Origin of the sequence: Actinosynnema sp. NPDC023794 (genome assembly GCF_040639675.1) — a bacterium.
GTDB lineage: Bacteria > Actinomycetota > Actinomycetes > Mycobacteriales > Pseudonocardiaceae > Actinosynnema > Actinosynnema luteola.
This window is the reverse complement of record NZ_JBFAFR010000007.1, coordinates 104137-126867: the sequence shown is the minus strand read 5'-3', so window position 1 is coordinate 126867 and position 22731 is coordinate 104137. Positions and strand designations below refer to the sequence as shown.

Sequence of the window (22731 nt, the reverse complement as noted above, 5' to 3'; positions counted from 1 at the left end):
CATGACCGACTACTACGAGATCCGCCACACCGTCGGGTTCGAGGAGACCAACCTCGTCGGCAACGTGTACTACGTGAACTACCTGCGGTGGCAGGGGCGGTGCCGGGAGATGTTCCTGAAGGAGAAGGCGCCGAGCGTGCTGCAGGACCTCCAGGACGACCTCAAGCTGTTCACCCTCAAGGTGGAGTGCGAGTTCTTCTCCGAGATCACCCTCTTCGACGACCTGTCGGTGCGGATGCGGCTGGAGGAGCTGACCCAGACGCAGGTCCAGTTCAGCTTCGACTACGTCAAGGTCACCGGTGGCCAGGAGGTCCTGGTCGCCAAGGGCAGGCAGCGGATCGCGTGCATGCGCGGCCCGAACACCAACACGGTGCCTTCCCGGGTGCCCGAAGACCTGCGGAAGGCGCTCGCGCCCTACGCCGAGGCCCCGGCGCTGGCCCGCGCCGGGCTGGGGGGATGACGGACATGTACGAGGCGGCGCCCACGATGGTGGAGACCTCGCTGCGGGACGCCATGTCCCTGTTCGCGACCGGGGTCACGGTGTTGACGGTCGGTGGCGAGCACGCGCACGGCATGACGGCGAACTCGTTCACCTCGGTGTCCCTCGACCCGCCGCTGGTGCTCTGCTGCATCTCGCACTCGGCGGTGATGCACGACGCGATCTCCAACGCCAAGCGGTTCGGCGTGTCGATCATGGGCGCGGACCAGCGGGACACCGCGAAGTTCTTCGCCGACAAGCGCCGGCCGCTCGGGCCGGAGCAGTTCGACGCGGTGGACTGGATCGAGGGGCCGCACACCGGCGCGCCGCTGCTGAACGGTTCGCTGGCCTGGCTGGAGTGCGAGCTGGTGCAGTTCCACGAGGGCGGGGACCATACGATCTTCGTGGGGCAGGTCCTCAGCTCCAGCCGCGGCGCGGACGCGTCGGCGCTGCTGTTCTACAGCAGCTCGTTCCACCAGGTCTGACCCGCGGGTCCGCCCGCTTCGGGAGGGAGTGCACATGCTGGTGACCGTCACCGGAGGTACCGGTTTCGTCGGCTCGCACACGGTGGCGGAGCTCGTGCGCGCCGGCCACCGGGTCCGACTGCTGGTCCGGGACGCGGACGCGGTGGACGCCGCCACGCGACCGCTGGAGGTGCCGCCCGACGCCGTGGACGTCGTCGTCGGCGACGTGACCGACGAGCGGTCGGTCGACGCGGCGGTGCGCGGCGCGGACGCGGTGGTCCACGCGGCGTCGGTGTACTCGTTCGACCGGCGCAGGCGGGCGGAGATGCTGCGGACCAACGCACACGGCACGGAGGTGGTGCTGTCCGCCGCCCGCCGTGCCGGTGCGGGCCGCATCGTCCACGTGTCGAGCATCGCGGCGCTGTTCGGGCCCGGGGTGCGGGTGATCCGCGAGCAGTCGCCGGTCGGCACGACCCGGGAGCCGTACGCGGCGACCAAGGCCGCGTCGGAAGCCATCGCGAGGCGGCACCAGGAGGAGGGGGCGCCGGTGGTCGTCAGCTACCCGCCGCCCCTCCTGGGGCCGCACGACCCGAAGCTCGGCGACCAGGTGGAGCGGCTGCGCAACACGTTGCGCGGGATCATGCCGATGTGGCCCTCGGGCGGGCTGCAGATCGGCGACGTCCGGGACACGGCGGCGCTGCACGCGGCGCTGCTGTCCCCGGACGTGACGGGCCGGCACTTCGGGCCCGGGCACTACCTGACGATCAGGGAGTACCTCGACGGGATCAGGAAGGCCACCGGGCGCGCGTTGCCGGCGGTCTTCCTGCCCGCGGCGATGATGACGCCCGTGGGGCGGTTCGTCGACCTGGTGCAACCCTTCTGGCCGTGGCACATCCCCGCCGAGTACGGCGCGATCGCCACGGTCGGCGCGGCGGTCCGGGTCGACCCGGCCGCGAGCACGCTCGACCTCAAACCCCGTCCGTTCGCCGACACGGTCACCGACACGGTGCGGTGGCTCGCCGACACCGGTGCGGTGACCGATCGCCAGGCAGGCCGACGATGACCACTTCAGGGATCGACCAAGTCAACGGGCACTCGGACTTCCGGCCCGAACTGCCCATCCGCACGATGGACCTGTTGCGGGAGCGCAACGACGACCTGCGCGACCGCGCGGTGTCCAACACCGAAGCGGTGCGCCGGCAGCGCTCGCTCGGCAAGCACACGGCGCGTGAGCGCCTGGAGATGCTGCTGGACCCGGGTTCGTTCACCGAGATCGAGCTCTACCGGCGGCACCAGGCGCACGGGCTGAAGGTGTCCGAGCACCGCCCGCACACCGACGGCGTGGTGGCGGGCTCGGGCACCATCGAAGGACGGCGCGTGTTCGTCTACGCGCAGGACTTCACCATCTTCGGCGGTTCGCTCGGCCAGGCGCACGCGGCGAAGATCCACAAGGTGATGGACATGGCCATCGACACCGGCTCGCCCATCATCGCGCTGAACGACAGCGGCGGCGCGCGCATCCAGGAAGGCGTGATGGCGCTCGACGGCTACGGCGGCATCTTCCGCCGCCAGGTCGAGGCGTCCGGCGTCATACCGCAGATCGCGGTGGTGCTCGGTCCGTCCGCCGGCGGCGCGGCGTACTCGCCCGCGTTGGCCGACTTCACGTTCATGGTGCGCGGCACCGCGCAGATGTACCTGACCGGTCCCGACGTGGTGCAGGCCGTGTCGGGGGAGAAGGTCACGCACGAGGAGTTGGGCGGCGCGTCGGTGCACGGCGAGCTGTCGGGCGTGGCGTCGTTCGTGCACGACGACGAGGAGTCGTGCCTGGAGGACGTCCGCTACCTGGTGTCGATGCTGCCGTCGAACAACCTGGAGTCGCCGCCCGCTCGCGAGGCCGTCGGCGCGGTGGACGACGTGCGGCCGGAGTTCGCCTCGATCGTGCCGGTCGAGCCGAACAAGCCCTACGACATGCGCACGCTCATCGAGGAGCTGGTGGACGACGGGGAGTTCCTCGAAGTCCACGAGGGGTGGGCGCGCAACGTGGTGGTGGCGTTCGGGCGGATCGACGGCGCGGTCGTGGGGCTGGTCGGCAACCAGCCTCTGGTGTTCGCGGGCGTGCTGGACATCGAGGCGTCCCAGAAGGCGGCCCGGTTCGTGCGGTTCTGCGACGCGTTCGGCATCCCGCTCGTGTCCCTTGTGGACGTCCCGGGCTTCCTGCCGGGCACGGCGCAGGAGCACGCGGGCGTGATCCGGCACGGTGCGAAGCTGCTGTACGCCTACTGCGAGGCGTCCGTGCCGCGCATCCAGGTGATCGTGCGCAAGGCGTACGGCGGCGCGTACATCGTGATGGACTCCCGGTCCATCGGGACGGACCTGGCGCTGGCCTGGCCGACCAACGAGATCGCGGTGATGGGCGCGGAAGGCGCGGTGAACGTCATCTTCCGCAAGGAGCTCGCCGCGGCGGCCGACCCGGACGCCTTGCGGGCCGAGCTGCTGGCGGAGTACTCCGAACAGCTCGTGCACCCGTACTACGCGGCCGAGAGGGGCCTCGTGGACGACGTGATCGACCCGGCGCACACCCGGTCCGCGGTCGCCCGGGGTCTGGCGATGCTGCGCGACAAGCGTCGCCCGACACCGGCGCGCAAGCACGGCAACGTGCCGCTGTAGCTCGCGGCGCCTCCCAACGGCACCTCGCCCCACAGCGAGGTGCCGTTGCCGTGTCCGGGATCAGTTCGGCCAGACCACGTGTGCCCGCCGAACCCCCGCGCTCGCACTGGAGATCTCGAACAGCACCCGGCGTGCCGCGGACGTCGACGTCCACGCCGAGCCTGGCCCGGGACAACGCCGAGACGTTCCTCGCCCGCACAGCGTGTCACCCGTGCCGGACGCCCTGCTCCGGCTTCCGGATGAGGTCGACGCCGACCTCCGCCTCCTCGGCCGGCTGCGCCCGGGTGGGTCGGCGGGCCGACCGGGCTCGTCTGATGCGTTCGCCGAGGCTCGGGTCGTCGCGCACGGCTACGGGCACCTCCCCGCGTCGGCCCCCGGAACACCCAGGTCAAGGCGCGCGTCGATCGGGTGAAGGCAGGTAAGACGCCCTGACCTGCGAGTCGGCGCGAGGTGTGGGCGATACGCCGGACGGGTTCAGCTGCCGCTCGGTCCGGACCGCCCTCCGGCCAACGCCGCAGGGGTCCTACCCGTCCCATGGACATGATCGACGAACGCGGACACATCGACGCGAACCGGCTGCCCGAGGACGTCGTCGGGCTCATCGACGCCCTCGGCCCCGGCGGGAGCCTGGTCGTCACGCGAGGGGGCAGCCCGATCGCGACGGTCACCGCCACCGCCGGACCGCGCGTGGACGCCGGACCGGGGCCGTCGGTGCACGACGTGACCGTGGTCGCCACCGCGATGAAGCTGTCCAGGTCGGCCCGGGCGTCGCTGTCCGCCGCCCTCGGCGACGACTACATCGTGCTCGACCTGCACGCGGCGCCGAAGACGGCCGACGTGCTGCTGGCGCCGCCGGGCAGCCCGCAGCTGATCGGCCTGCTCCGGTCGATGTTCCCGAAAGCCCGCGTCATCGTCACCGAGGTCGAGGACGACGGCCTCGCGGTCAGCTACCACGGCCCGGTCCGGCGCATGCTCGACGCCGGCGCCGACGGCTACCTGACCTCGACCACCATCCCGCGCCTGGCGCGGCAGCTCGACCACGACGTCACCCGGCGCCGCCGACTCGACGCCGGTGGCGGCACGAGGACCGGGATCGAGTCCTCCACGAGCGCGCCCGACCCGCTGGGTGACCAGCTGTGACGGCCGGCCGGGCCGCCGCGCGTCCGACGGGCGGGACGGGGGATTGGCGCAATAGGCCGTCCGGGTACACGTGCCGTGAGGGGCCGGATCGGCTTGACGGCGTTCCATAACGCCGCTATAAATAGTAGTAAGACAGTGTTATGGAACGTCGGGACGGGGTGGTTGGCGTGGTCGCGTCGGTGCGGGAGGTCGCGGAGGCGCTGGTGGTGCGTGGTGCGCTGCCCGCCGAGCTGGACGGTGCTCTGGTCTGGTCCGGCAAGTACGGCGTGTCGGGCGTCCGGCTCGGGCCGGACGGCGCGCGGTGGTACCGCGGTCCGAGGCCGGCCGCCCTCGCGCCGGCGGACCTGCCCTCCGGCGCCACGATGGCCCGCCCGGTCTTCGACGGCGAGGTGTGGCACACGGCCGTGTCGCACCCGGACCTGGGCTACGCCGAGCACGTCACGCTCGCCGATGACGGCGAGGTGCTGCGGGCCGAGCCGTTCCCGCTGGACGGCGCGCCGCGGATGCGCGCGGTCGGCGTGACGGACCGGTTCGTGGTCGTCTTCGACTCGGCCCCGTACTACAGCCGGGCCGCCGACCTGGTCGGCCTGCGCGACCCGTACTCCGGCCCGGCCACCGGCCCGACGCGCATCGGCCTGCTCGCCTACGGCCGGCCGCTCTGGTTCGAGGTGGCCGGGGGAGAGGTGCTGTCCCTGGTCAACGCCTACGAGGACCTCGGTCGTGTGGTCGTGGACGCCGTCTGGGCGCCGGGCGTGCTGCGTCGCCACACGCTGGACCTCGCCACCGGCGGCGTGCGCCGGGTCGAGCTGCCCGCGATGGACGTCGGCGTCGTCGACGACCGCCTGGCGGGCCGCCGCCACCGCTTCGTGTTCGGCACGGCGGGCGACGCGATCGTCCGCCACGACGTGGCGCTGGGCTGCACGTGGCGCCGCGAGCTCGGCGCCACTCCCGGCCAGCCGGTGTTCGTGCCCGGCGGCAAGGACGAGGGCCAGGGCTGGGTGGTCGCCGTCGCGGGTGACGAGGTGCTGGTGCTGGACGCGGCCGACCTCGCCGGACCGCCGGTCGCCGTGGTGCGCCTGCCGTTCGAGGTCGAGGCGTCGCGCCGGACCACGTGGCTCGCGGGCCGCGGCGAGGGGTGAGCCGGCCCCGGTGCGCGGTCGCCGCGGCGAGTGGATCTCTCGGGGAATAGTGGGGCCAGTGGTGCGGGAGTAGACTTTAGGGAACCGTCCCTAGCATGGTGATGGCGAGGGGAACCCGTGCACCGAACCGCTGCCGAGACCCGGTCCCACGTACTGCGGGTGGCCGGGGACCTGTTCTACCTGAGGGGGATCCGCGCGACGGGCGTCGACCTCGTCGCGGCCGAGGCCGGGGTCGCGCCGACCACCCTCTACCGGCTGTTCGCGTCCAAGGACGACCTCGTCGGCGCCTACGTCGAGCGCGCCGACATCGAGTTCCGCACCCAGTTCGCCGCCGCGGTCGAGGGAGCGGGCCCCGATCCGCGCGACCAGATCCTGGCCGTGTTCGACATCGTGATCAACGAGCTCTCCTCGGAGACGTTCCGCGGCTGCAAGTTCCTCATCTCGATGGCCGAGTTCCCGGAGCCCGAGCTGCCCGCGCACCAGAACGCCCTCGTGGCGAAGACGTGGACCAGGGAGCGGATGCGCGAGCTGACCGGCAAGCTCGAGGTCGAGGACCCGGACGAGCTGGCCGACCGGCTGATGCTGGTCTTCGAGGGCCTGCACGCGTCGGGCCAGTCGTTCGGCGCGGACGGTCCCGCCAAGCGGGGACGGGGTCTGGCCGAAGCGCTGATGACGTCCGCCGCGTCGCGGTCGAGCGGTTCCTGACGCCTGCCCCTCCCGGCTGTCGTGAGAGGTCCTCGACCCACCGCCGTCGGCAGCCTCCGCTGCTTTGTCCGCACTTCTGCGGATTCGCCGTCGGAGGGGCGCGCGGAGAATTGTCAAGCACCCCTGCGGGAATAGCTTCGGGAATGCGTGGACATCCATCGTGGACGACCCCGGATCCGGTCCTGGCGCCGTGAGCGGCGGTGATCGTCGCGTCGAACGCGTCGAACGCCCGGTGCGGCCGAGCGAAATTCCGAGGAACGATTGGGTCACGCGGCACTCACGGCATGTCCACCTCGCATGATCGACGGTATTCTACTGGCCGATCACCCAATGCGCGGTCCGCAACGGCGCGGCTTCGGCTGCGTCGGCCCGGGCTTCGGCGGGTAGCGCCAGAGGGAAACAGAGGTGGCATGGTGAAAAGCTTGGACCGGTTCCGCCGGGTTGTCGTCGTCGGAGCGGGTTTGGCCGGCACCGCGACCACCATCCGCTTTCTCCGGTTCGCCCGCGAGCCATTGGAGGTGGTCCTGGTGGAACGCCGTCCGGACTACCGGAACTCCGGCGTGGCGTACCAGCGCGAGAGCAACCACTGGCACCACGTGTTCAACATCCAGGCGGGCCGCATGTCGGCATTCCGCGAGGACGTCGACGACTTCATCCGCTGGGCCAACCACGAGGCCGACCGGTCGGACTGGCCGCGGGACTGGCGCGACTTCGAGTTCACCGAGTCCGGTCCCGCGCCGCGCCGGATCTACCAGGACTACCTGGAGAGCCGCCTCGCCGAGGCCGTCCGCGAGGCGGCGGCGGGTGTGACGCTGGTCGAGGTCGACGGGGAAGCGGTCGACGTGGAGGTCTTCGACGACCACGCGCACGTCGTGGTGGAGGGCCTCGCCGACCCGTCCGACGGCGCCGGGAACGGGCGAGTGGTCCTCGAGGCCGACCACGTCGTGCTCGCCACCGGGTTGGAGACGAAGTACCCGGCGTTCGCGGCCGAGGTGCTGGGGCACCCGGCGTTCGTGCGCAGCCCGTATTCCAAGAGCGGTATCGAGCGGTTGCTCGACGTGCGCAAGGACGGCGTCGTGGCCATCGTCGGCACGTTGCTCAGCGCGTACGACTCGGCGACGCTGTTGTTACGCCAGGGGCACGAAGGTCGGATCCACATGATCTCCGGTTCCGGGCTGACGCCCCGCACTTATCCGTCGAACCACCAGCACCAAGTGCTCGAGTTACCGGCGCCGCAACTGCTCGCCGACAGCTACGAAGGGCGGGAGGAATTCGTCCGCCGATTCCGGGAAGAATGGGACCGCGCGTGTGCGATCCTCACCCGCGAGCATCCCGAAGTATCTCCGGTCGTGGTGACCGAACGGGTCGCCAAGTCGTGGGAGCCTTACCTGCCCGCGATCCTGGAGCGAATTCCCACGGACGAGCTCCGCGCGCTTCTCGACAGCTACGGGAGCCTCTTGGCCGTGCTTCGGGTGAGCGCAATGGCTTATACCACGAATATCGTCGACGCGGCCATGGGTGAAGGCGGGCAGATCGTGCTCACCACCGGTCGCGTGCAGCAGATCCGGGCGACCGGAACGGGCACGCTCGTCCTGTCCGTCGCGGGGCAGGGCTCGACGCGGACGATCGAGGCGGACCTCGTCGTCTCGAATTTCGGGCGCGAGACGAACTACGAGCGCGCCGACTCGACGCTGTGGTCGAACCTGCTGCGGAAGGGAATCGCCGTCGCGCACCGGCGCACCGGGCGCGGTCTCGAAGTCGATCCCTGCGGCCGACTCCTCGGACACGACGGCACGCCGTCCGGTCCCGTTTCCGTCGTCGGCAGCCCGCGCGAGGGCGACGAGATCATCCGGAACGGTCGGACCGGCGCGTTCACGTTCAACCTCGCCGCGATCAAGAACCACTCGGTGGAAGTCGCGGCCACCACGCTGCACCGGCTCGAATCGTGTTTCGACGAGAGCGCAGGCGGGCTCGTCGGCGCGTTGACCGAAACGGCCGATCCCGAATTGCGCGAGGCCGTCTCGCATTCGGTCACGCTCGACGTCCGGCGAATGGCCGCCCGCCGTCGTGACGACCGCCAAGCGCTGGCCGCCCTGCTGGAGGAGTCCATCCAGCGGGTCCGGGCCCTGGCCACCCGCGACAGCGCCACGCCGCCGACCGACCGGGCCTTGCGGTTCGCGGTGAACTCGGCCGCCACCACGAAGCTGACGGACCTCTCCGTGACCCCGCGCGAACTCCGTTTCCTGCTGGGTCTCGAAGGGGCGGTGGAGCCGGTCGGCTGAACCGGGCCCCGCTCCACCATTTCTACGCGACCCCCGACCCCGCCGACTACTCCGCGATTGCCCAAGAGCTCCCGCCGATACGGCACGAATGAACCACTACCTCGCACGAGAGAAGATGCCGCGCCGGTCGGCCGACTGCGAGGCTCGTGACCATGGTTCGTCGTGTTCGACGCAAACCCGGGGCCGACGTCGTGCGCCACGACGTCGGCCCCGAAGGTCGGCAGCCAGGCCGACTCGCCCGCCAGGTCCGCAAATCGGCCGGAATCGGTAGGAGGGTGCTGTGAGCCCGCGCGAGATCCCAGGGGTCCTGCTCGTCGGTTCGCCGTCGACGAGTGTTCGCGGCATCGCCAATCACACCGGAAGACCCCTGCCCGGTTCCGTGCTCGTGGTCGACATGCTCGGCCCCGAGTTGTACGACACGATCGTCAAGTCGGCCGCCGTGGTCTGTTCCGGTGGCGGCCGGACCGGTCACATGGAATCCCTGTGCCGATCGCGGGGAATTCCGGTGCTCCGGATTCCGCACGCCGAACTCGCCGGGCTGATCGGCAACGTGACCGTGCGGACCGACCGCGAGTCGGTCACCCTCGGCGAAGCCGACGTCGCGGCGCAATCGGTCGAATACCCCACCGTCACCCCCGAAGACCTCCGTTCGGTCTGCGTCGTCATCGCCGACGCGACCGACATCCAATCGACGAATGCGATCCAACCCCGCGTCGACCAGGTGACCTCGTTCTTCATCCGCGAGGAGTTCGTCTGCCTCTCCTCGGGGCTGAGCCCGCTCGACGCGCTCCGCGCGGGCATTCCCGAGGCCGAGCGCTACGGCGCCGCGATCGGCGCGGAGCTGTGCGCCATCGTCAAGGAGCTCCTCCCCGGCCAACGCCTGGTGATGAGGCTGCTCGACCTCCGGTCCGACGACGCCGCGCAGATCACCAGCGTGGTCGACGTCGACCACGAGTCCAACCCGGAACTGGGCCTGCACGGCGCGCGTTGGCTGCTGCACGAGCCGCACTACCCGCACGCGTTCCGGGCCCTGCGCGCCTACGTGCGGGAACGGCTCGGGCCGGAGGTGGACCGGGTGAGCTTCGCGGTGCCGTTCATCAACGACGAGGACGAGTTCCTGCGCCTGCGGGACCGGCTGGAACTGCCCGACGACGTGCCGCTGTCGGTGTTCGTGGAGACTCCCGCCGCGGTCCACTCGGTGACCGGGTTCTGCGAGGCGGGCGCGAGCGAGATCTTCATGGGCACCAAGGACCTGACCCAGTTCTACCTCGCCGCGGACCGGGGCAACCACCGGGTCGCCTCCTCGTACCAGACGCGGCACCCGGCCGTCATGTCCGGGCTGCGCCAGTCCGCGGAGGCGGGCAGGCGGGCCGGGGTCCCGGTCCACGTGTTCGCGCTGGGGGCGGACGTGGGCTACTACTTCAAGCACCTGCCGACCGACCGGTTCATGATGTGCACGGCCGAACTGCGGCAACTCGCCGTGGACGCCCACGAATCGCGGTGACGTGACGCTGCGGGAGTGATCTCCGACGTCGACCGCCAGGTCGGAGGTCACTCCTTCGGCGTGCTCGGCCGAGCGGGTCGTCCTGGTACCGCGGGGCGTCCACAGTGGTCGGGGCGCGGCACGCGGAAGTCGTGCTCCCGGGGGACGACGACGGCACGGGGTTCTGCCGGGCGACCGGTCCGGCAACCCAATGCCTGCGCGCGGCCGTCGGCGCCCCGCTCTATCATTCCGCAGGTGACCGCCTACGACGATCTTGACGCCTTCGAGCACCTGGACACCTCCACCCTCCCGCCGCGTCAGCAGCGGATCCTCGTCGCGATCCGCGACTGGGTGGTCAGGCACGGGTACTCGCCGAGCACGCGGGAGATCGGCGACGCGGTCGGCCTGCGGTCGTCGTCCTCGGTGTCCAAGCACCTGGCGGCCTTGGAGGAGAAGGGTTTCCTGCGGCGCGGCGCCGCCGTGTCCCGGCCGATGGACGTGCGACTGTTCCTGCGGGAGCCGTCGACGCGCGAGGCCGCCGACTCGGTGCCCGTGCCGGTGGTCGGCCACATCGCGGCCGGCACGCCCATCGCGGCCGAGGAGCACGTGGACGACGTCCTGACCCTGCCGCGCGAGCTGACCGGTCGCGGCGCCGTGTTCGGCCTGCGGGTGCGCGGCGACTCGATGGTCGACGCGGCGATCTGCGACGGCGACATCGTCGTGGTGAAGCAGCAGCCCGAGGCGCACTCGGGCCAGATCGTGGCCGCGATGATCGACGGTGAAGCGACTGTGAAGGTCTACCGACGTCGCAACGGCCACGTGCTCCTGGAGCCGCGCAACCCGGCGTACGACGTCATCGACGGAGACCGGGCCGAGGTCCTCGGCGTCGTCGTCTCGGTGCTGCGCAGCGTCTGAAACCTCGGGCTACGCCGATCGGTGGACACTCCACGTCACCACGTCTCATCCGAACGGCCTAATGCCCTCGGTCGTCGAGTGGATGCAGACTGGGCCCAATTGAGATGGCGGGCCTGCCGTGGCGGCACCCGTCGCGGGTGGAGGTCGTCGATGGTCGGGATCGAGGCGGACGGCCCGGAGGACCGGGGCCTGCGGCAGTACCTGCGGCTGATCGCCAGGAGGCTGGGCGTCGACCTGGAGTCGTGCTGGTACGAGTGCGCGCCGGACGCCACGGCGTACATCGCCCTCGACCAACGGGTGCCGCGGCACCCGGACAAGGACCTGGCGCTGGTGTGGGACGAGCACACCGGGTGGTGCGCCGGGATCGAGGTCGGCCGGGGAGCGGACCTGGTCGCGTTGACCTACCTCGGCCCGCCGGTGCTGCCGTCGCCGGAAGCGGTCACGGTGTTCGTCTCGGACCTGGTCGCCGGCCGTCGTCCAGGACGCCCCGTGCCGCCCGCCATGCCGATCGAGGACCACCTGGCCGACCTGCTGGTCGAGTACGCCGACCGCGCGCCCGTGAAGGCGCTCTGAGCCGTTCAGTCGGCGGGACCGCGCAGCGTCAGCACGACCCGGAGCACGTGCTCGACCGCGGACGGGAACGCCGCGCCCCGCAGCTCGCCGCGCGTGGCCAGGTTCCGCGAGGCGAACTCCAGCATGCGGTCGTGACCGACCCGGCGGACCACGAGCGCGGCGATCTCCTCCAGGTCGAGCCCGGGGTTGTCCAGTCGGGTCAGGGCGAACTCGACCACGAGCTCCTCGTCCGTCATCGCCGGCTCCCTCCGCCCCTTCGAGCGTAGTCGAGCCGGGGGCCGGTGGGCCTCCTACGCCAGGATGCCGACAGGTCGGGCCGATGGCCGCGTTCGGCCACGTGACCAGCGGCGGTGCGGAGCGGGCGGCGTGAACCGGGGCGGCGTCACGACGACCACCACGAGAACCCGGTGTCCGTCTCCTGCCCGGACCGGCCGCGCACCGAGGCCAGCGCCTCGTCCTGGGTGCGGTGCAGCCGCAGCAGGTCCTCGGTGTCGGTCATCCGGATCGGCCGCGCCACCGTGCGCCTGCCCGCCACCACGGCGAACCCGGCCCCCACCACGTCGGCGCGCTGCCGTGCCTCCACCAGCACCGCGATGCCCATCGACCCGAAGAACCCCACGTCGCCCAGGTCGACCACCAGCGCGGACGCCCGGCCGTTGAGGCAGGTGAACAACGCTTCGCGCACGTCGCGGAAGCTGTCGACGTCGAAGTCGCCGTGCACGGCGGCGATCACCACGCCGTCGTCACCCACGTCCTCGACCGTCACCGGCTGCTGATCGACATCCCCGTGCACGGCCGCTCCTCCACCCCGGTCCTCGGCTGCGACGCCGTCACCCACCATTACCCGCTCGACGCCCGACCGACACCGCCACTGGGACTCAGCGCGTCGGCAGACCGGGCGGTTGACGGTCCGCTCGGCCACGCGGCGCACAGTCGGCCGCTCAGGCGCCAACGGGCTCGGCGGCGTTGCCGCGCTCCACCGGCCCGACGTGCCGGGCCGGGGGTGAACCCTCGCCCCGGCGCCCCGGAGCGGTTCGCCGCTGTCGTCGGCGAAGGTATGTGAGCCTCCACAATGGACGTGATCGAGGACTCACCTCTTGCAATCGTTGAAGAACCAGATCGCGGCGGCATTCTGTTCCGCCTTCGCGCACGTGTAGGGAATCCCCTCGTGAGGTGTTGATTCCCGCGAGCGAGTACCCAGGGCCGGAACGCGAATGCCAAGGCCGACCACAATCCCACGAAAGAGCCGCAAGGCTGGGAATGGCACCCGAAAGGGACTTCACCGAGCGCCTTCGTCGACCCTCGGTAGCGGCGTCCCCGGTACGGGCAGTCGCCGTGCGAGGCGCTGGTCGACCAGGTCCCGTCGGCGCCGCCGGCGTGAACCGTGCCGTCCGTTCGTCCACAGAGGACTGCGCCCGCCGGTCAGCGGGTGAGGTCGGGACGGAGCGCCGCGCCGAGGGCGAGCCGGCCGGGGGATCGGCGCCGTGCCGGGAGTGCGGGAACGTCAGGTCGAAGCCGGTGACCCGTCCGACCGCGGAACACGGGCAGTGGCCGCCGGCCACGGCACTGGCAGCGGGCTCAGCCGCTGCCGAGGCAGACGAACGGCCGCCGCAGCGGGTCGACCGCGATCGCGTCCGCCAGCGCCACGGCCGGTCGGGCGCCGGCGGCCAGGCTGCGGTGGTAGTCGTCCATCGCGGCGGCGCACGCCTGGTCGCCGACCCGGCTCAGCGGGGCCACCACCATCTGCGAGCCGCTGGCGAGCAGGGCGCTGGCGAAGCCGAGGGGCTCGTCACCCGGTCGGATCCGGTTGAGGGCGAGTTCGCACGCGGCCAGCACGACCTGCCGGGGCGGGTGGGCGAGCCCCGCCATCTCGTGCGCGTAGAGCGGGCCGTCGCTCAGCTCCAGCCGGGAGAACAGGGCGTTCTCCGGCTCGTGGACACCGTGCGCGGCCAGGTGCGCGATCCCCGCGCCGGCCAACGCCTCCAGCACCGTGGCGACCGACGCCTGCCGGCCCGACATCAACGCGGCGGTGGCGTAGTGCGCGCCCAGCTTGTCGATCTCACCGACGGCGGCGGGCAGCCCGGGGCCGCGCACCAGCACCGTCCGCCCGGCGGGCCCGCCCTCGGCGCGGTCCGCGGCCAGCCACGCGGTGGCCGACGGGGCCACGACGGTCGGCCGTCCGTGCAGCGTCGGCAACACGCCCCACGGCACCGCGTACAGCGCGCCGGTCGGCACGACCACCAGTTCGCGTTCGCCGATGAGCTCGGCCAACGGCTGGATCAGCTGGGCGTCGAGCCGGTCGGCCTGCTTGCGCGCCGACACCGACATCACCCGCAGCAACGGTTCCGGCAGGTGGTCGGGCGCCAGCGCGTTGAGGTCCGCGTTCAGCATCCGGGCGCTCTCGGCCGCCCGCTCGGCCGACCCGAGCCTGGCCAGCCGCACGTCGGAGCCGACCACGACCACCGCGACCAGGTCGTCCTCGGACGCCGCGAAGGTGACCAGGGCCCGGTCGCCGAGCCGTGCCACCACGTCGGTCAGCCCGGCGACCGGCCGCGGCCTGCCCCACCGGCCGGTGTGCCAGCCGAGCCGGTTGGCCTCGCGGAGGCGTTCGGACCGGCGGGCGCGCAGCGCGGCGGTCGAGTGACCGTCGTGCTCGGCCTGGTGGATCGACTGGGTGAGGCTGCGCACCTCGGCGATCCGCTCGGCCAGCTCCGGGTTGTCGACGCGGGTCAGCGCCTCGTAGCGGTAGGTCTGGGCGCGCGTCCGCTCCAACCAGGAGAACAGCCGGCGCGCGTTGCCGCCGTCGAGCACCAGCCGGACGGCCAGCTCGGCCAGCTCCCGGCCGTGCAGCGCGGTTCCCGAGAGCAGGTCGAGACCGCCCATCCGGTCGCGCACGTGGTCGAGGTCCGTCAGACCGGCCCGGATCTCGGCGAGCGCGACGCCCCGTCGACCGCGGGCGACGGCGAGCTCGGCCCGGCACAGCCGGCGCAGCATGCGGTAGTCGATCGGGGCGAGCTTGCCGGGCCGGGGCACCCGGTCGAGGATGGCCTCCGCCGCGGCGACGTCGCCGCGGCGGATCTCCAGCCGCACGGCCAGCATCCGGGCGAGAGCCGCCTGCTCGGCCAGCCGCGGCACGGGCAGCGAGTCGGCGAAGTCCACCGCCCGCCTGGGCAGCGACCGGGACACCCGTCCGGACCGCAGCGCCAGCCGGGTGTCCACGCGCAGCCCGATGAGCGTCGCGTTCGCGACACAGGTCTCGCAGCCCCAGCGCCGCATCCGCTGCCGCGCGGACGAGGCCATGGCGCGCGCCAGGTCGAGGTCGTCGGTCATGTACGCCGCCGCGGCCCGGTACAGCTCCACGTTGCCCAGGTACCGGGGCACGCCGCGCTCGGCGCGCAGCACGGTCAGCACGGTGTCGAGTTGGCTGCCGGCCTCGTCCGCGAGCCCGGCGGCCATCAACGCCTGCCCGCGGTGCAGGCCGAGCAGGACTGGCACGTCGAGACCCTGCTCGCGGTAGGAGCGCTCGCTCGCCTCGTAGCGCCGCAGGGACGCCGGAACGTCGCCGACCCGCAACTCCAGGAGCCCGAGTGCGAAGCTCGCGTCGGCCGCCCGGCTCGGCAGCCCGTGCTCGGTCGCCAACGCGAGCGCCCTGCTCAAGTCCTGTCGTCCTTGGGTGACCGATCCCAGCCTGGTGTGCGCTGTACCCCTGCTCCACAGCGACTTCACGATCAGCTCGAACAACGCAGGCGTAGGCGCACCGGTCGCGAGCCTGCGCTCGTAGTTCTCGAGCGCGGAGTCGAAGAGGGGGATCGCGTCCTCGATCAACCCCGCGTTGAGCAGCAGCAGTCCGCGGTTGTGCTCGACGCCCCCGCGCAGTTCGTCCTTCACCAGCGGATCCGCCACGTCTTCGACCAGCCGCCGCACCCGGGCCAGCCCGTCCAGGCCCGCGGCCGGGCCGGAGGTCTCCGCCTCCAACGCCGCCAGCGTCGAGGACAACCGGATCCGCGTCACGTGCCAATCCGACCGGGTAGCCGGATCGGCGGGATCGACCGCGTCCGCCAGGCTCTGCCCGCGTCGCAGCAGGCGTACCGCATCGCGGTGCCGTCCGGCGCACGACGCGTCCACTCCGCGGCGGTGCAGTTCGCGCGCTTCACGGATGACAACGGTCTCGTCGCGAGCAACGGTCACGGGCACCTGTCTATGACATCACAGAACGCAGCCAAAAGACGTCCGCCGGCCAGGAGATCTGGCCGGCGGACGCCATGACGTTTGACAGGTCAGCCCGTTGGCGCCTTCGTCACGCAACCACCACTCACGCACGCAGGCGACAGCCCGCCGTTCTCGTCCGTGTGCTCGTGGTCGTGGCCGTTGTGCTCGTGGCCGTTGTGTCCGTGGCCGTTGTGTCCGTGCTGGTCCTGCTCGGTTTCCGGCGCGACCGGAGTCGTGGTCCCGTCCTGTTGGACGTTCTCGACGGTCTCGACGTTCTCGTCCACGAAGTCGTTCTTGGTCTCGATGGGCGTCGACAAAACGATCTCCCTCCCCTGATGATCTGTCTTGGCCGTGCCTAGCGACTCATGTGATTGCTCTGAGTCAAGTTCTGCGGACCCCTCGTACCGCTCGAACAGGGCAATAGTGGCACAACGGTGTAACGACGGAGAGGGAATTTCGCACATTGGGTAGGCGATCCGCCGTTGTCGTGCGTAAACGTCCGCAACTGTCACCCATTCAGGTAACGCACCAGGGCGGTAGTTCGATCACTGGGCCGACGGTAGCGACAGGTGTGCCGATTCGCCGGTGGCGGATGCGGGCCTCACCGTGCGGCCAGGCGCACGTCGATGCCGCGGTGCAGCGAGAAGGCCAGGCCGAGCGGGTTGTGGTGCTCGTCCAGGAACGAGCGGGCGAGGTCGCGGACGACGTCGCCCAGCCTGGCGCCGGGCACGAGGAAGGCCTCGAACAGCCGCGTGGCGTACTCGCGGGCGAACGGGCGTGGCAGGTCGACCTGGGGCGCGATCAGGCAGCGCGCGCCCCGGAGCAGGTGGCAGCCGAACGCCGGGTAGAACGTCGACGCGCCCTGGCACGCGCCGACGAGCACCACCGGCCCGCTCGTCGGCCCCGTCGCCGGCCAGGGGACCAGCTCGGTGCTGCAGACCGTCTCGCCGTCGCCCGGCACGAGGCACGCCCGCCGGTCGTCCTCGTCCACCCGCCCGGGGCAGCCGAGCCAGACGACGTCGTCGGCGAAGTCCGGGCTCCGCGAGGCCGCCGCGAGCTCGGCCTCGCCCGTGCGGACCGTCGTGGCGGCCCCGGCGGAGAGGAAGTCGATCAACGGGCTGACGCGCGGCGTCGGCGGGTGGTCGCCGTCGACCCCCACGTCGACGTTCACGCCGACGGTGACGCCGGAGCCCGCGACCGTGATCCGGCTGTCGAAGCCGGGTGAGCGGGAGGAGTTGTGCTCGACCAGGTGCCGGTAGCCCCAGAAACCTCGCGGGTCCCAGCGGTAGTCGTCGTCCCACACCGAGCCGTGGTCGTCGAGCGGGATGTAGAGCAGTCCCCACGGCACGAACAGGTCGTCGGACTCGACGGTGACGACGTGCTCGCCGGTGCGCAGCGCCGCGAGGAGGAGGTCGCAGATCTCCTCGAGCCCGGCGTCGCCGTGGCGGAACAGCAGGGCGAACAGGTCGTGACCGGCGCGGGCGAGCGCCAGGGCCGCCTCGTCGACGTCCCGGCCCGCGAGGTCCCAGTCGTCCACGAACGGACGGCGGGTCGGCCGCGCGCCCGGCTCGACGTGCTCGATCAGCCCGGCGCGCCACCGCGCGCGCAGGTCGCCGACGCCCGCCTCCACCGTCGACGCCCCCAGGCGCACCCGCCCCTGGCAACCGCCGCCGTCCGGCCCGAACGCGCTGCCCCAGGCCTGGACGAGGTAGCCGTCGTCCAAGCGCGCGAACCGCAGGTGGATCGTGCGGTCGCGGTGGTCGCGCGTGTCCGGGACGGACCGGAGCCGGTCGCTGTGGTCGACCGTGACCGTGCTCGCCAGCTCGCGCATCAGGCCTCGGCCTCACCGACGGGCAGGACGGCGCGGACCTCCTGGAGCAGGTGGCCGTCGCCGAGGTAGACCCGGAACACGAGTTCGAGCGCGCCCCGCTCGACCGGCACCACGCGGAACCGCACCGTTGCCGCGTCGAAGTCGTCGGGCAGCCGGAACACGCGGGTCAGGGGTTCGACGGTGGCGCCCCCGGCGTGCAGCAGCACGCGCACCACCTCCGGAACGGGCGGGGCGTCGTGCCCGGACGTCGTCAGAGCGTCCCGGACCACCGTGTAGCCGAACTCCACCTCCGCCGGCGCGCCGGCGACCACCGGCGCGCTGGAGCGCAACCGCACCCGCGGGTCGCGGGGCGGGTGCTGCGGCCGTGCGGGGGACGGCAGACCCGGCCACCCGGTCTCGGCGTCGACGTGGGCGCGCAGCACGTCCAGGCACCGGTTGCCGGTCGGGCCGGCGCTCCCGCGCGGTGGGGACAGCGCTCCGGCGACCGCGCGGTACTCCGCCCGGCCGGAGAGCACGGTGAGGCGCAGGAGTTCCTGGCACCGCCGGGACAGGCGGCCGAACGCCCGCCACAGCCGGTGGTCCCGGTCGTCGAGCAGCACGGCGTCCTCGGGCAGGCCGTACTCGCCGACCAGCTCCGCGGACCCGTCGCTCACCGCCGCTTCACGGCGTGCCGGTGTCCAGGTCCGTTGGGCCTCGCGACGCGTCGTGACGACGAGCCACGCGGCCAACGCGCGGGGGTCGGCCGGCCGGTCGAGGTTGCGCAGCAGCGAGAGCCAGACCGTCTGCGCGACGTCCTCCGCCGTGGCGCGGTCCAGCCCGTTGCCCCGGGCGACGTGCCACACCAGCGGCGTGAGGTCCGCGATCAACGCGTCCAGCGCGCGGCGGTCCCCTTCGCGCGCGGCGATCAAGCAGGCGGCGTGCCGCTCCGCGCCCGCCAACTCCAGCCAGTGGGGTTCGGGGTCGAATCCGGTCCGCTGTGTTCCGGGCAGTGCCACCACTCCCTTTTCCGGGGTGAGTAACGCACGGTCGACCGCTACACCACCACGAGCGCGCGACAAGTTGCCCGCACTAGTGCGGTCGACAACTCCCGAGTTTCAGCGGAAAGCCTTGTGGCGAATGCGGAAAGCCCCGCCCCCGGACCGAGGACGGGGCCCGCCGGAGGGCTAGGGCTGGTCGGGCCGGTAGCAGTCCTTGAAGCCGTCGGGCTTGGGCTGGTTGCCCGCGAACGCGGTCACGACGTCCTGCTGCTTGAGGTTCTCGGGGTAGCCGGGCCAGTCCGGCTCCTGCCCGTTGACGTGCAGCTCGTCCAGCCAGTAGCCGGACTGCCCGGACACCTTCGCGAACTCCAGGTCGCAGCCCTTGACGCGCACCGTGACCTCGATGGTCTTCTGCGACGACTTGACCGTCCGCTTGCCGATCTTCTTGGACTTCTTCTCGGACTCGCTGCGCGGCTCGCCGACCGCGGTGAAGCCGGCGGCCTTCAGCTCGTCGACGAACTTGTCCTCGTTGCTGGAGCACCCGACCAGCGAGGCGCTCAAACCCAGCGCCAGCAGCGCGGACGCGACCTTCGTGTTCATGGCGCAAAGCAAACCCGGCCCGGCGAAACCTCCGCGCCCACCCCGGCCAACCGTTACCGCGCTGTGACGTGGTGGCGGTCGCCGGAGGGACCGGTTCGCGCATTCCCCGCGTCCGTTCCCTTGGAATTCGCGAAAGGCGGACTCGCTCCGCGGTTCCGGGCGGAACCGACCGCAACCGCCGGCCTCCTCGGCACGTCCCAGTGACCGTGACAACGCTGCCGCCTGCCAGACGATCGAACGCGACGAGCCACGCCGTGCCGGGCGCGAACCGGGCCACGCGGTCGGGGGTGGTGCTCGTCGCGCTCCTCGCGCTGGTCACGGGGTGTTCGACCGCCGTGACCGGCGCCGGCTCCGGGGCGGTGACCACGACGGTCGAGGCGGAGGCGACCACCGGGTCGACCACCGAGCCGTCACCGGAGCCGACTTCCGAGGCCGGCACCGTCCCGTTGCCGACGATCGACGAGGGCGCGCCCGCCCGGTACTGCGACGACCCGTTCCCCGGCGCGCTGGGCAAGCCCATGCTGGCCGTCGTCGTGGAGACCCCGTCGGGCCGGCTGACGTGCGACCAGGCCGCCGCGGTGCTGTTCGACTACTACGCTCGCCGCCGCGACCCGACGCCGGGACTCGCGCCGCTGGTGATCGGCTCGATGACGTGCAACCAGGTCCCCGAACCGGCGCTGCCGCAGGTCGTGTGCGCGGACGAGGACGACCTCGTCTACTCGATGTGGCCGCAGACGTGACGACGAGGGCTCAGAACCGCCCGAACAGCCACTGACCGGGCTTGTCCGGCGCCGGGTCCAGGCAGAACTCCCTGGTGGCGTGGATGATCTCGGCCGTCCCGACGGTGCCGCGGCGGTCGGCGTCGAGGTGTTCGAACAGGGTCCGGGCGTCGGGGTCCGGCAGGCCGCACCGGGTCATCAGGGTCAGGAACTCGTCGCGTTCCACCACGCCCGAGCCGTTCGTGTCGACCAGCGCCAGCACGGCCGCCGCGAGCGGGTGGAGGGTCCGGTCGAACTCGGTGTGCGCGGCGCGACCCGCCCAGGCGAGGAACTCGGCCTTGCCGACCCGGCCGTCGTCGTCGGTGTCGGACTCGGCGGCGAGCGCGCGCCACAGGCCCCGGTAGCCGAGCCGGACGGCCATCGCGGCGGCCGAGCGGGGCGGGTGGCCGAACGACTGGACCAGGCGCAGCGCGAAGACCTCGTAGTCGTCGCGGCGCAGGTAGCCGTCGCCGGTCGCGTCCAGGAGGTCGAAGCGGACGGACGGCGTGACCGGGGTGCGGGTGTGGCCGGTGACGTCGGCCGCCCAGTCCGTCGCGTCGGGGTGGGCGGCGGTGAGGATCGTGCCGTGGTCGGCTTCCGCGTACGTGGTCAGGTGAACCGTGCTGCCCGCGGTGGTGATGTCGTCGGCGAAGTCGTGGACCACGGCGGGTGGCACGATCTCGTCGAGCCCGGCCGCGGCGAGGAAGACCGGGCGGTCCAGGCGGGTGACGGGGACGCGGCACTCGTCGAGCACCCTGGCCACGTCGACGTGGCGGGTCAGGTCGGTCATGCCGGTCTCGTGGTTGGTGATCGTCCTGGTGGCGCGGAGCATCTCGACCAGGGACACGCGTTCGGCCAGGTCGACCAGCGTGATGCCGCGCTCGGTGAGGAAGCCGTCGGCGAAGCCCGGGTACCGGGTGCGCATGCCGGCCAGGACGATCGGCACGAACGCGCACACGGGCCCGGCCGCGTCGCTGGTGCGGGTGGCGATGACGCGGACCAGGTGCACGGGTGGCGCGAGCGCGACCGTGCCGAGGAAGTCCAGCTCCGGCGCGTACTTCGTGGCGACCAGGGCGGTGAACAGCGCGGCGTGGCCGCCTTGCGAGAAGCCCGCGACGAGCCACCGGCGGTCCAGCGGGTGGTCGAGCCGCCGGGCGGCGCGGACGATGTCGATCACGTCGTCGGCCACCGCCTCGCCGTTGAGGTAGGGGTGCGGGCCGGGGGTGGCGAGACCTTCGTAGTCGGTCGCGGTGACCGCGTAGCCGGACGCGAGCCAGGCGGCGATGTGCGCGCGTTCCAGCCGGAGCAGGCCGGTGCGCGAGGGGGCGGTGCGGTCGGACAGGCCGGTGGTGCCGTGCGCGTAGCTGACCACGGGCCAGCCGGCGGCGGGCGGCGTGCCTTCGGGGACGAACACCGACCCGGTGACGAGCCGGCCTCGGCCGTCGTGCCCGACGCCTTGGTAGAACACGCGGTACGCGGCCTCGGCGTGGTCCGGGCGGAACCGGCGCGCGAGCGGGTCGGCGCGGATCAGCGCGCCGGGTCGTCTGACGGGCTCGGTCCCGGTGGGTGCGTCCATGTCACCCGGACGGTAGCGGCTATCGGCTGACCGATCGGGTGAACTCCTGCCCCGTCGAGCTGTGGTGCGCTTACTCGCGGTTGCCGTCTTCTGACAGGGTGCGGCCGTGACCGCCGTGCATCGTCCTCGGCCTCGCCCGTGACGGTCGGGTCCGCGTCACCCCGGCGCCCGCCGTCGTCGAACTCGTCGGGGCTCTCGACGACCCGCGGCAGGCCTTGCGGGAGTGGTGGGCTCTGCAGGCGCCTCCCGGGTCGGCGGACCCGGAACTGGCGCTCTCACTGGTCGCAGGCGCTCCAGAAGGTCTGCGGAAGGGGGTGCGGTCGGCTGGTGAGGTGGGCTGATCGACGGCCCCGGCCGATGACGGGCACGGGCCGCGACTGCGCCCGCACCAGCTCCGAACGGGGACTACCGGGTCGCCGCCCGTCGCGCCGACGGCACGTCGTCACCCCGCAGCGCGGAGAGCGCGTCGGACAGGTCGGGGTGGATGTCGACCGTCTGGCTCACGAGGGTGATCTCCAACGGGCGCAGGACGGCCCGCCGGTCTGCCGCCAGCACCAGCGGCACGTTCAGGCGTTGTGCGCGCACGACGGCCTCAACCACCAACTGGATGCCGGCGGAGCCGAAGAAGTCGACTTCGGCGAGGTCGAGGACGAGGCCGGCGGGCCGTCGGTCCAGCTGGCCGTTGATGGCCGCGCGGACCGGCTGTTCGCAGGACATGTCGATCTCACCGGTGACCGCGACCACGGCGATGCCGTCGTGATCGGCGGTTCGGGTGGTCGTCACGGGTGTGAATTCGGCGCGGGTATCGCCCACGGGCACTCCTCGGTTGGCGCAAGAACCAACAACCGAGCTTCTGCTCAACCCGATTCGTCGCTCCGCACTGCGTGTGGTGGCGGTCGGACTCCCACCACGATACGACCCCGCCCGGACAACC

The 22731-nt window shown here is 72.1% G+C and carries 21 protein-coding genes and 2 pseudogenes; 13 read left to right on the top strand and 10 right to left on the bottom strand.

The features are described from left to right. Position 1 precedes the first annotated feature (1 nt). The 4 genes from AB0H12_RS17970 to AB0H12_RS17955 all read left to right on the top strand — a co-directional run bounded on the left by AB0H12_RS17970 (position 2) and on the right by AB0H12_RS17955 (position 3609). Positions 2 to 460 (top strand): acyl-CoA thioesterase, encoded by a 459-nt coding sequence (locus AB0H12_RS17970; RefSeq protein WP_230568990.1) that lies wholly within the window; start codon positions 2 to 4, stop codon positions 458 to 460. Then, a complete protein-coding gene (locus tag AB0H12_RS17965) occupies positions 457 to 963 on the top strand; it encodes a flavin reductase family protein (protein WP_499623933.1) in 507 nt (168 codons plus the stop codon). The genes AB0H12_RS17970 and AB0H12_RS17965 overlap by 4 nt, the downstream gene beginning before the upstream one ends. A 34-nt stretch (positions 964 to 997) precedes the next feature. Continuing rightward, on the top strand, positions 998 to 2005 hold the full coding sequence (locus AB0H12_RS17960; protein ID WP_499623932.1) for an SDR family NAD(P)-dependent oxidoreductase: 1008 nt from the start codon (positions 998 to 1000) through the stop codon (positions 2003 to 2005). 65 nt (positions 2006 to 2070) lie between these two features. Then, on the top strand, positions 2071 to 3609 hold the full coding sequence (locus tag AB0H12_RS17955) for an acyl-CoA carboxylase subunit beta (RefSeq protein WP_499624118.1): 1539 nt from the start codon (positions 2071 to 2073) through the stop codon (positions 3607 to 3609). Positions 3610 to 3814: 205 nt separating this feature from the next. Here AB0H12_RS17955 and AB0H12_RS17950 read toward each other — a convergent pair whose 3' ends face one another. Further along, entirely contained in the window at positions 3815 to 3955 is a 141-nt protein-coding gene (locus tag AB0H12_RS17950; protein WP_499623931.1) for a hypothetical protein, read from the bottom strand. Positions 3956 to 4143: 188 nt separating this feature from the next. On the opposite strand from AB0H12_RS17950, the gene AB0H12_RS17945 reads away from it, so the two are divergent. From AB0H12_RS17945 to AB0H12_RS17910, 8 genes and pseudogenes are all read left to right on the top strand, one after another. Beyond that, a complete protein-coding gene (locus AB0H12_RS17945; protein ID WP_499623930.1) occupies positions 4144 to 4749 on the top strand; it encodes a hypothetical protein in 606 nt (201 codons plus the stop codon). A gap of 167 nt (positions 4750 to 4916) precedes the next feature. Next, positions 4917 to 5888 (top strand): carotenoid oxygenase family protein, encoded by a 972-nt coding sequence (locus AB0H12_RS17940; protein WP_499623929.1) that lies wholly within the window; start codon positions 4917 to 4919, stop codon positions 5886 to 5888. 117 nt (positions 5889 to 6005) lie between these two features. After that, positions 6006 to 6593 carry a TetR/AcrR family transcriptional regulator gene (locus AB0H12_RS17935; protein ID WP_499623928.1) on the top strand — a complete coding sequence of 196 codons (588 nt, stop codon included), beginning with the start codon at positions 6006 to 6008 and terminating at the stop codon, positions 6591 to 6593. Positions 6594 to 6877: 284 nt separating this feature from the next. Next, positions 6878 to 8875, top strand: coding sequence for an FAD/NAD(P)-binding protein (locus AB0H12_RS17930; RefSeq protein ID WP_499623927.1), 1998 nt, complete (start codon positions 6878 to 6880; stop codon positions 8873 to 8875). A gap of 280 nt (positions 8876 to 9155) precedes the next feature. Further along, positions 9156 to 9374 (top strand): annotated as a pseudogene (locus AB0H12_RS17925) (PEP-utilizing enzyme); the annotation flags it as partial. 6 nt (positions 9375 to 9380) lie between these two features. Beyond that, positions 9381 to 10379 carry a putative PEP-binding protein gene (locus tag AB0H12_RS17920; protein ID WP_499624117.1) on the top strand — a complete coding sequence of 333 codons (999 nt, stop codon included), beginning with the start codon at positions 9381 to 9383 and terminating at the stop codon, positions 10377 to 10379. Between the two features lie 234 nt (positions 10380 to 10613). Then, positions 10614 to 11273, top strand: coding sequence for a transcriptional repressor LexA (lexA, locus tag AB0H12_RS17915; protein WP_499623926.1), 660 nt, complete (start codon positions 10614 to 10616; stop codon positions 11271 to 11273). A gap of 150 nt (positions 11274 to 11423) precedes the next feature. Continuing rightward, the gene (locus AB0H12_RS17910; RefSeq protein WP_499623925.1) at positions 11424 to 11846 is read left to right on the top strand and encodes a DUF6292 family protein; all 423 of its coding nucleotides are present in this window, start codon (positions 11424 to 11426) and stop codon (positions 11844 to 11846) included. A gap of 5 nt (positions 11847 to 11851) precedes the next feature. Here AB0H12_RS17910 and AB0H12_RS17905 read toward each other — a convergent pair whose 3' ends face one another. The 7 genes and pseudogenes from AB0H12_RS17905 to AB0H12_RS17875 form a co-directional block, all read right to left on the bottom strand. Continuing rightward, on the bottom strand, positions 11852 to 12082 hold the full coding sequence (locus AB0H12_RS17905; RefSeq protein WP_230568999.1) for a hypothetical protein: 231 nt from the start codon (positions 12080 to 12082) through the stop codon (positions 11852 to 11854). 146 nt (positions 12083 to 12228) lie between these two features. Then, positions 12229 to 12639, bottom strand: coding sequence for an STAS domain-containing protein (locus AB0H12_RS17900; RefSeq protein WP_499623924.1), 411 nt, complete (start codon positions 12637 to 12639; stop codon positions 12229 to 12231). Positions 12640 to 13424: 785 nt separating this feature from the next. Next, positions 13425 to 16034, bottom strand: coding sequence for a CHAT domain-containing protein (locus AB0H12_RS17895; RefSeq protein ID WP_499623923.1), 2610 nt, complete (start codon positions 16032 to 16034; stop codon positions 13425 to 13427). A gap of 89 nt (positions 16035 to 16123) precedes the next feature. Then, positions 16124 to 16372, bottom strand: coding sequence for a hypothetical protein (locus tag AB0H12_RS17890; protein WP_499623922.1), 249 nt, complete (start codon positions 16370 to 16372; stop codon positions 16124 to 16126). A gap of 284 nt (positions 16373 to 16656) precedes the next feature. Beyond that, positions 16657 to 17886 (bottom strand): hypothetical protein, encoded by a 1230-nt coding sequence (locus AB0H12_RS17885; protein WP_499623921.1) that lies wholly within the window; start codon positions 17884 to 17886, stop codon positions 16657 to 16659. Positions 17887 to 18275: 389 nt separating this feature from the next. Beyond that, positions 18276 to 18875: pseudogene (locus tag AB0H12_RS17880) on the bottom strand (RNA polymerase sigma factor); the annotation flags it as partial. Between the two features lie 174 nt (positions 18876 to 19049). Next, positions 19050 to 19463, bottom strand: a complete 414-nt coding sequence (locus tag AB0H12_RS17875; RefSeq protein ID WP_499623920.1) for a hypothetical protein — start codon at positions 19461 to 19463, stop codon at positions 19050 to 19052. A gap of 254 nt (positions 19464 to 19717) precedes the next feature. Here AB0H12_RS17875 and AB0H12_RS17870 point away from each other — a divergent pair, with 254 nt between their 5' ends. Next, positions 19718 to 20203: a hypothetical protein gene (locus tag AB0H12_RS17870; protein ID WP_499623919.1), complete on the top strand. Its 486-nt coding sequence runs from the start codon at positions 19718 to 19720 to the stop codon at positions 20201 to 20203. A 10-nt stretch (positions 20204 to 20213) separates the two neighbouring features. On the opposite strand, the gene AB0H12_RS17865 is transcribed toward AB0H12_RS17870, so the two are convergent. Both AB0H12_RS17865 and AB0H12_RS17860 read right to left on the bottom strand, forming a co-directional pair. Further along, complete coding sequence (locus AB0H12_RS17865) at positions 20214 to 21797, bottom strand: lipase family protein (protein WP_499623918.1); 1584 nt, start codon at positions 21795 to 21797, stop codon at positions 20214 to 20216. Between the two features lie 405 nt (positions 21798 to 22202). Continuing rightward, positions 22203 to 22580 carry an STAS domain-containing protein gene (locus AB0H12_RS17860; protein ID WP_499623917.1) on the bottom strand — a complete coding sequence of 126 codons (378 nt, stop codon included), beginning with the start codon at positions 22578 to 22580 and terminating at the stop codon, positions 22203 to 22205. Positions 22581 to 22731 lie beyond the last annotated feature (151 nt).

Bases quoted from the DNA above. Each gene is read 5' to 3' on its own strand.
- AB0H12_RS17905 (WP_230568999.1), bottom strand. From the start codon at position 12,082: ATGACGGACGAGGAGCTCGTGGTCGAGTTCGCCCTGACCCGACTGGAC.
- AB0H12_RS17960 (WP_499623932.1), top strand. From the start codon at position 998: ATGCTGGTGACCGTCACCGGAGGTACCGGTTTCGTCGGCTCGCACACG.
- AB0H12_RS17875 (WP_499623920.1), bottom strand. From the start codon at position 19,463: ATGAACACGAAGGTCGCGTCCGCGCTGCTGGCGCTGGGTTTGAGCGCC.
- AB0H12_RS17945 (WP_499623930.1), top strand. From the start codon at position 4,144: ATGGACATGATCGACGAACGCGGACACATCGACGCGAACCGGCTGCCC.
- AB0H12_RS17965 (WP_499623933.1), top strand. From the start codon at position 457: ATGACGGACATGTACGAGGCGGCGCCCACGATGGTGGAGACCTCGCTG.
- AB0H12_RS17970 (WP_230568990.1), top strand. From the start codon at position 2: ATGACCGACTACTACGAGATCCGCCACACCGTCGGGTTCGAGGAGACC.
- AB0H12_RS17865 (WP_499623918.1), bottom strand. From the start codon at position 21,797: ATGGACGCACCCACCGGGACCGAGCCCGTCAGACGACCCGGCGCGCTG.
- AB0H12_RS17955 (WP_499624118.1), top strand. From the start codon at position 2,071: ATGGACCTGTTGCGGGAGCGCAACGACGACCTGCGCGACCGCGCGGTG.
- AB0H12_RS17910 (WP_499623925.1), top strand. From the start codon at position 11,424: ATGGTCGGGATCGAGGCGGACGGCCCGGAGGACCGGGGCCTGCGGCAG.
- AB0H12_RS17885 (WP_499623921.1), bottom strand. From the start codon at position 17,886: ATGCGCGAGCTGGCGAGCACGGTCACGGTCGACCACAGCGACCGGCTC.
- AB0H12_RS17930 (WP_499623927.1), top strand. From the start codon at position 6,878: ATGTCCACCTCGCATGATCGACGGTATTCTACTGGCCGATCACCCAAT.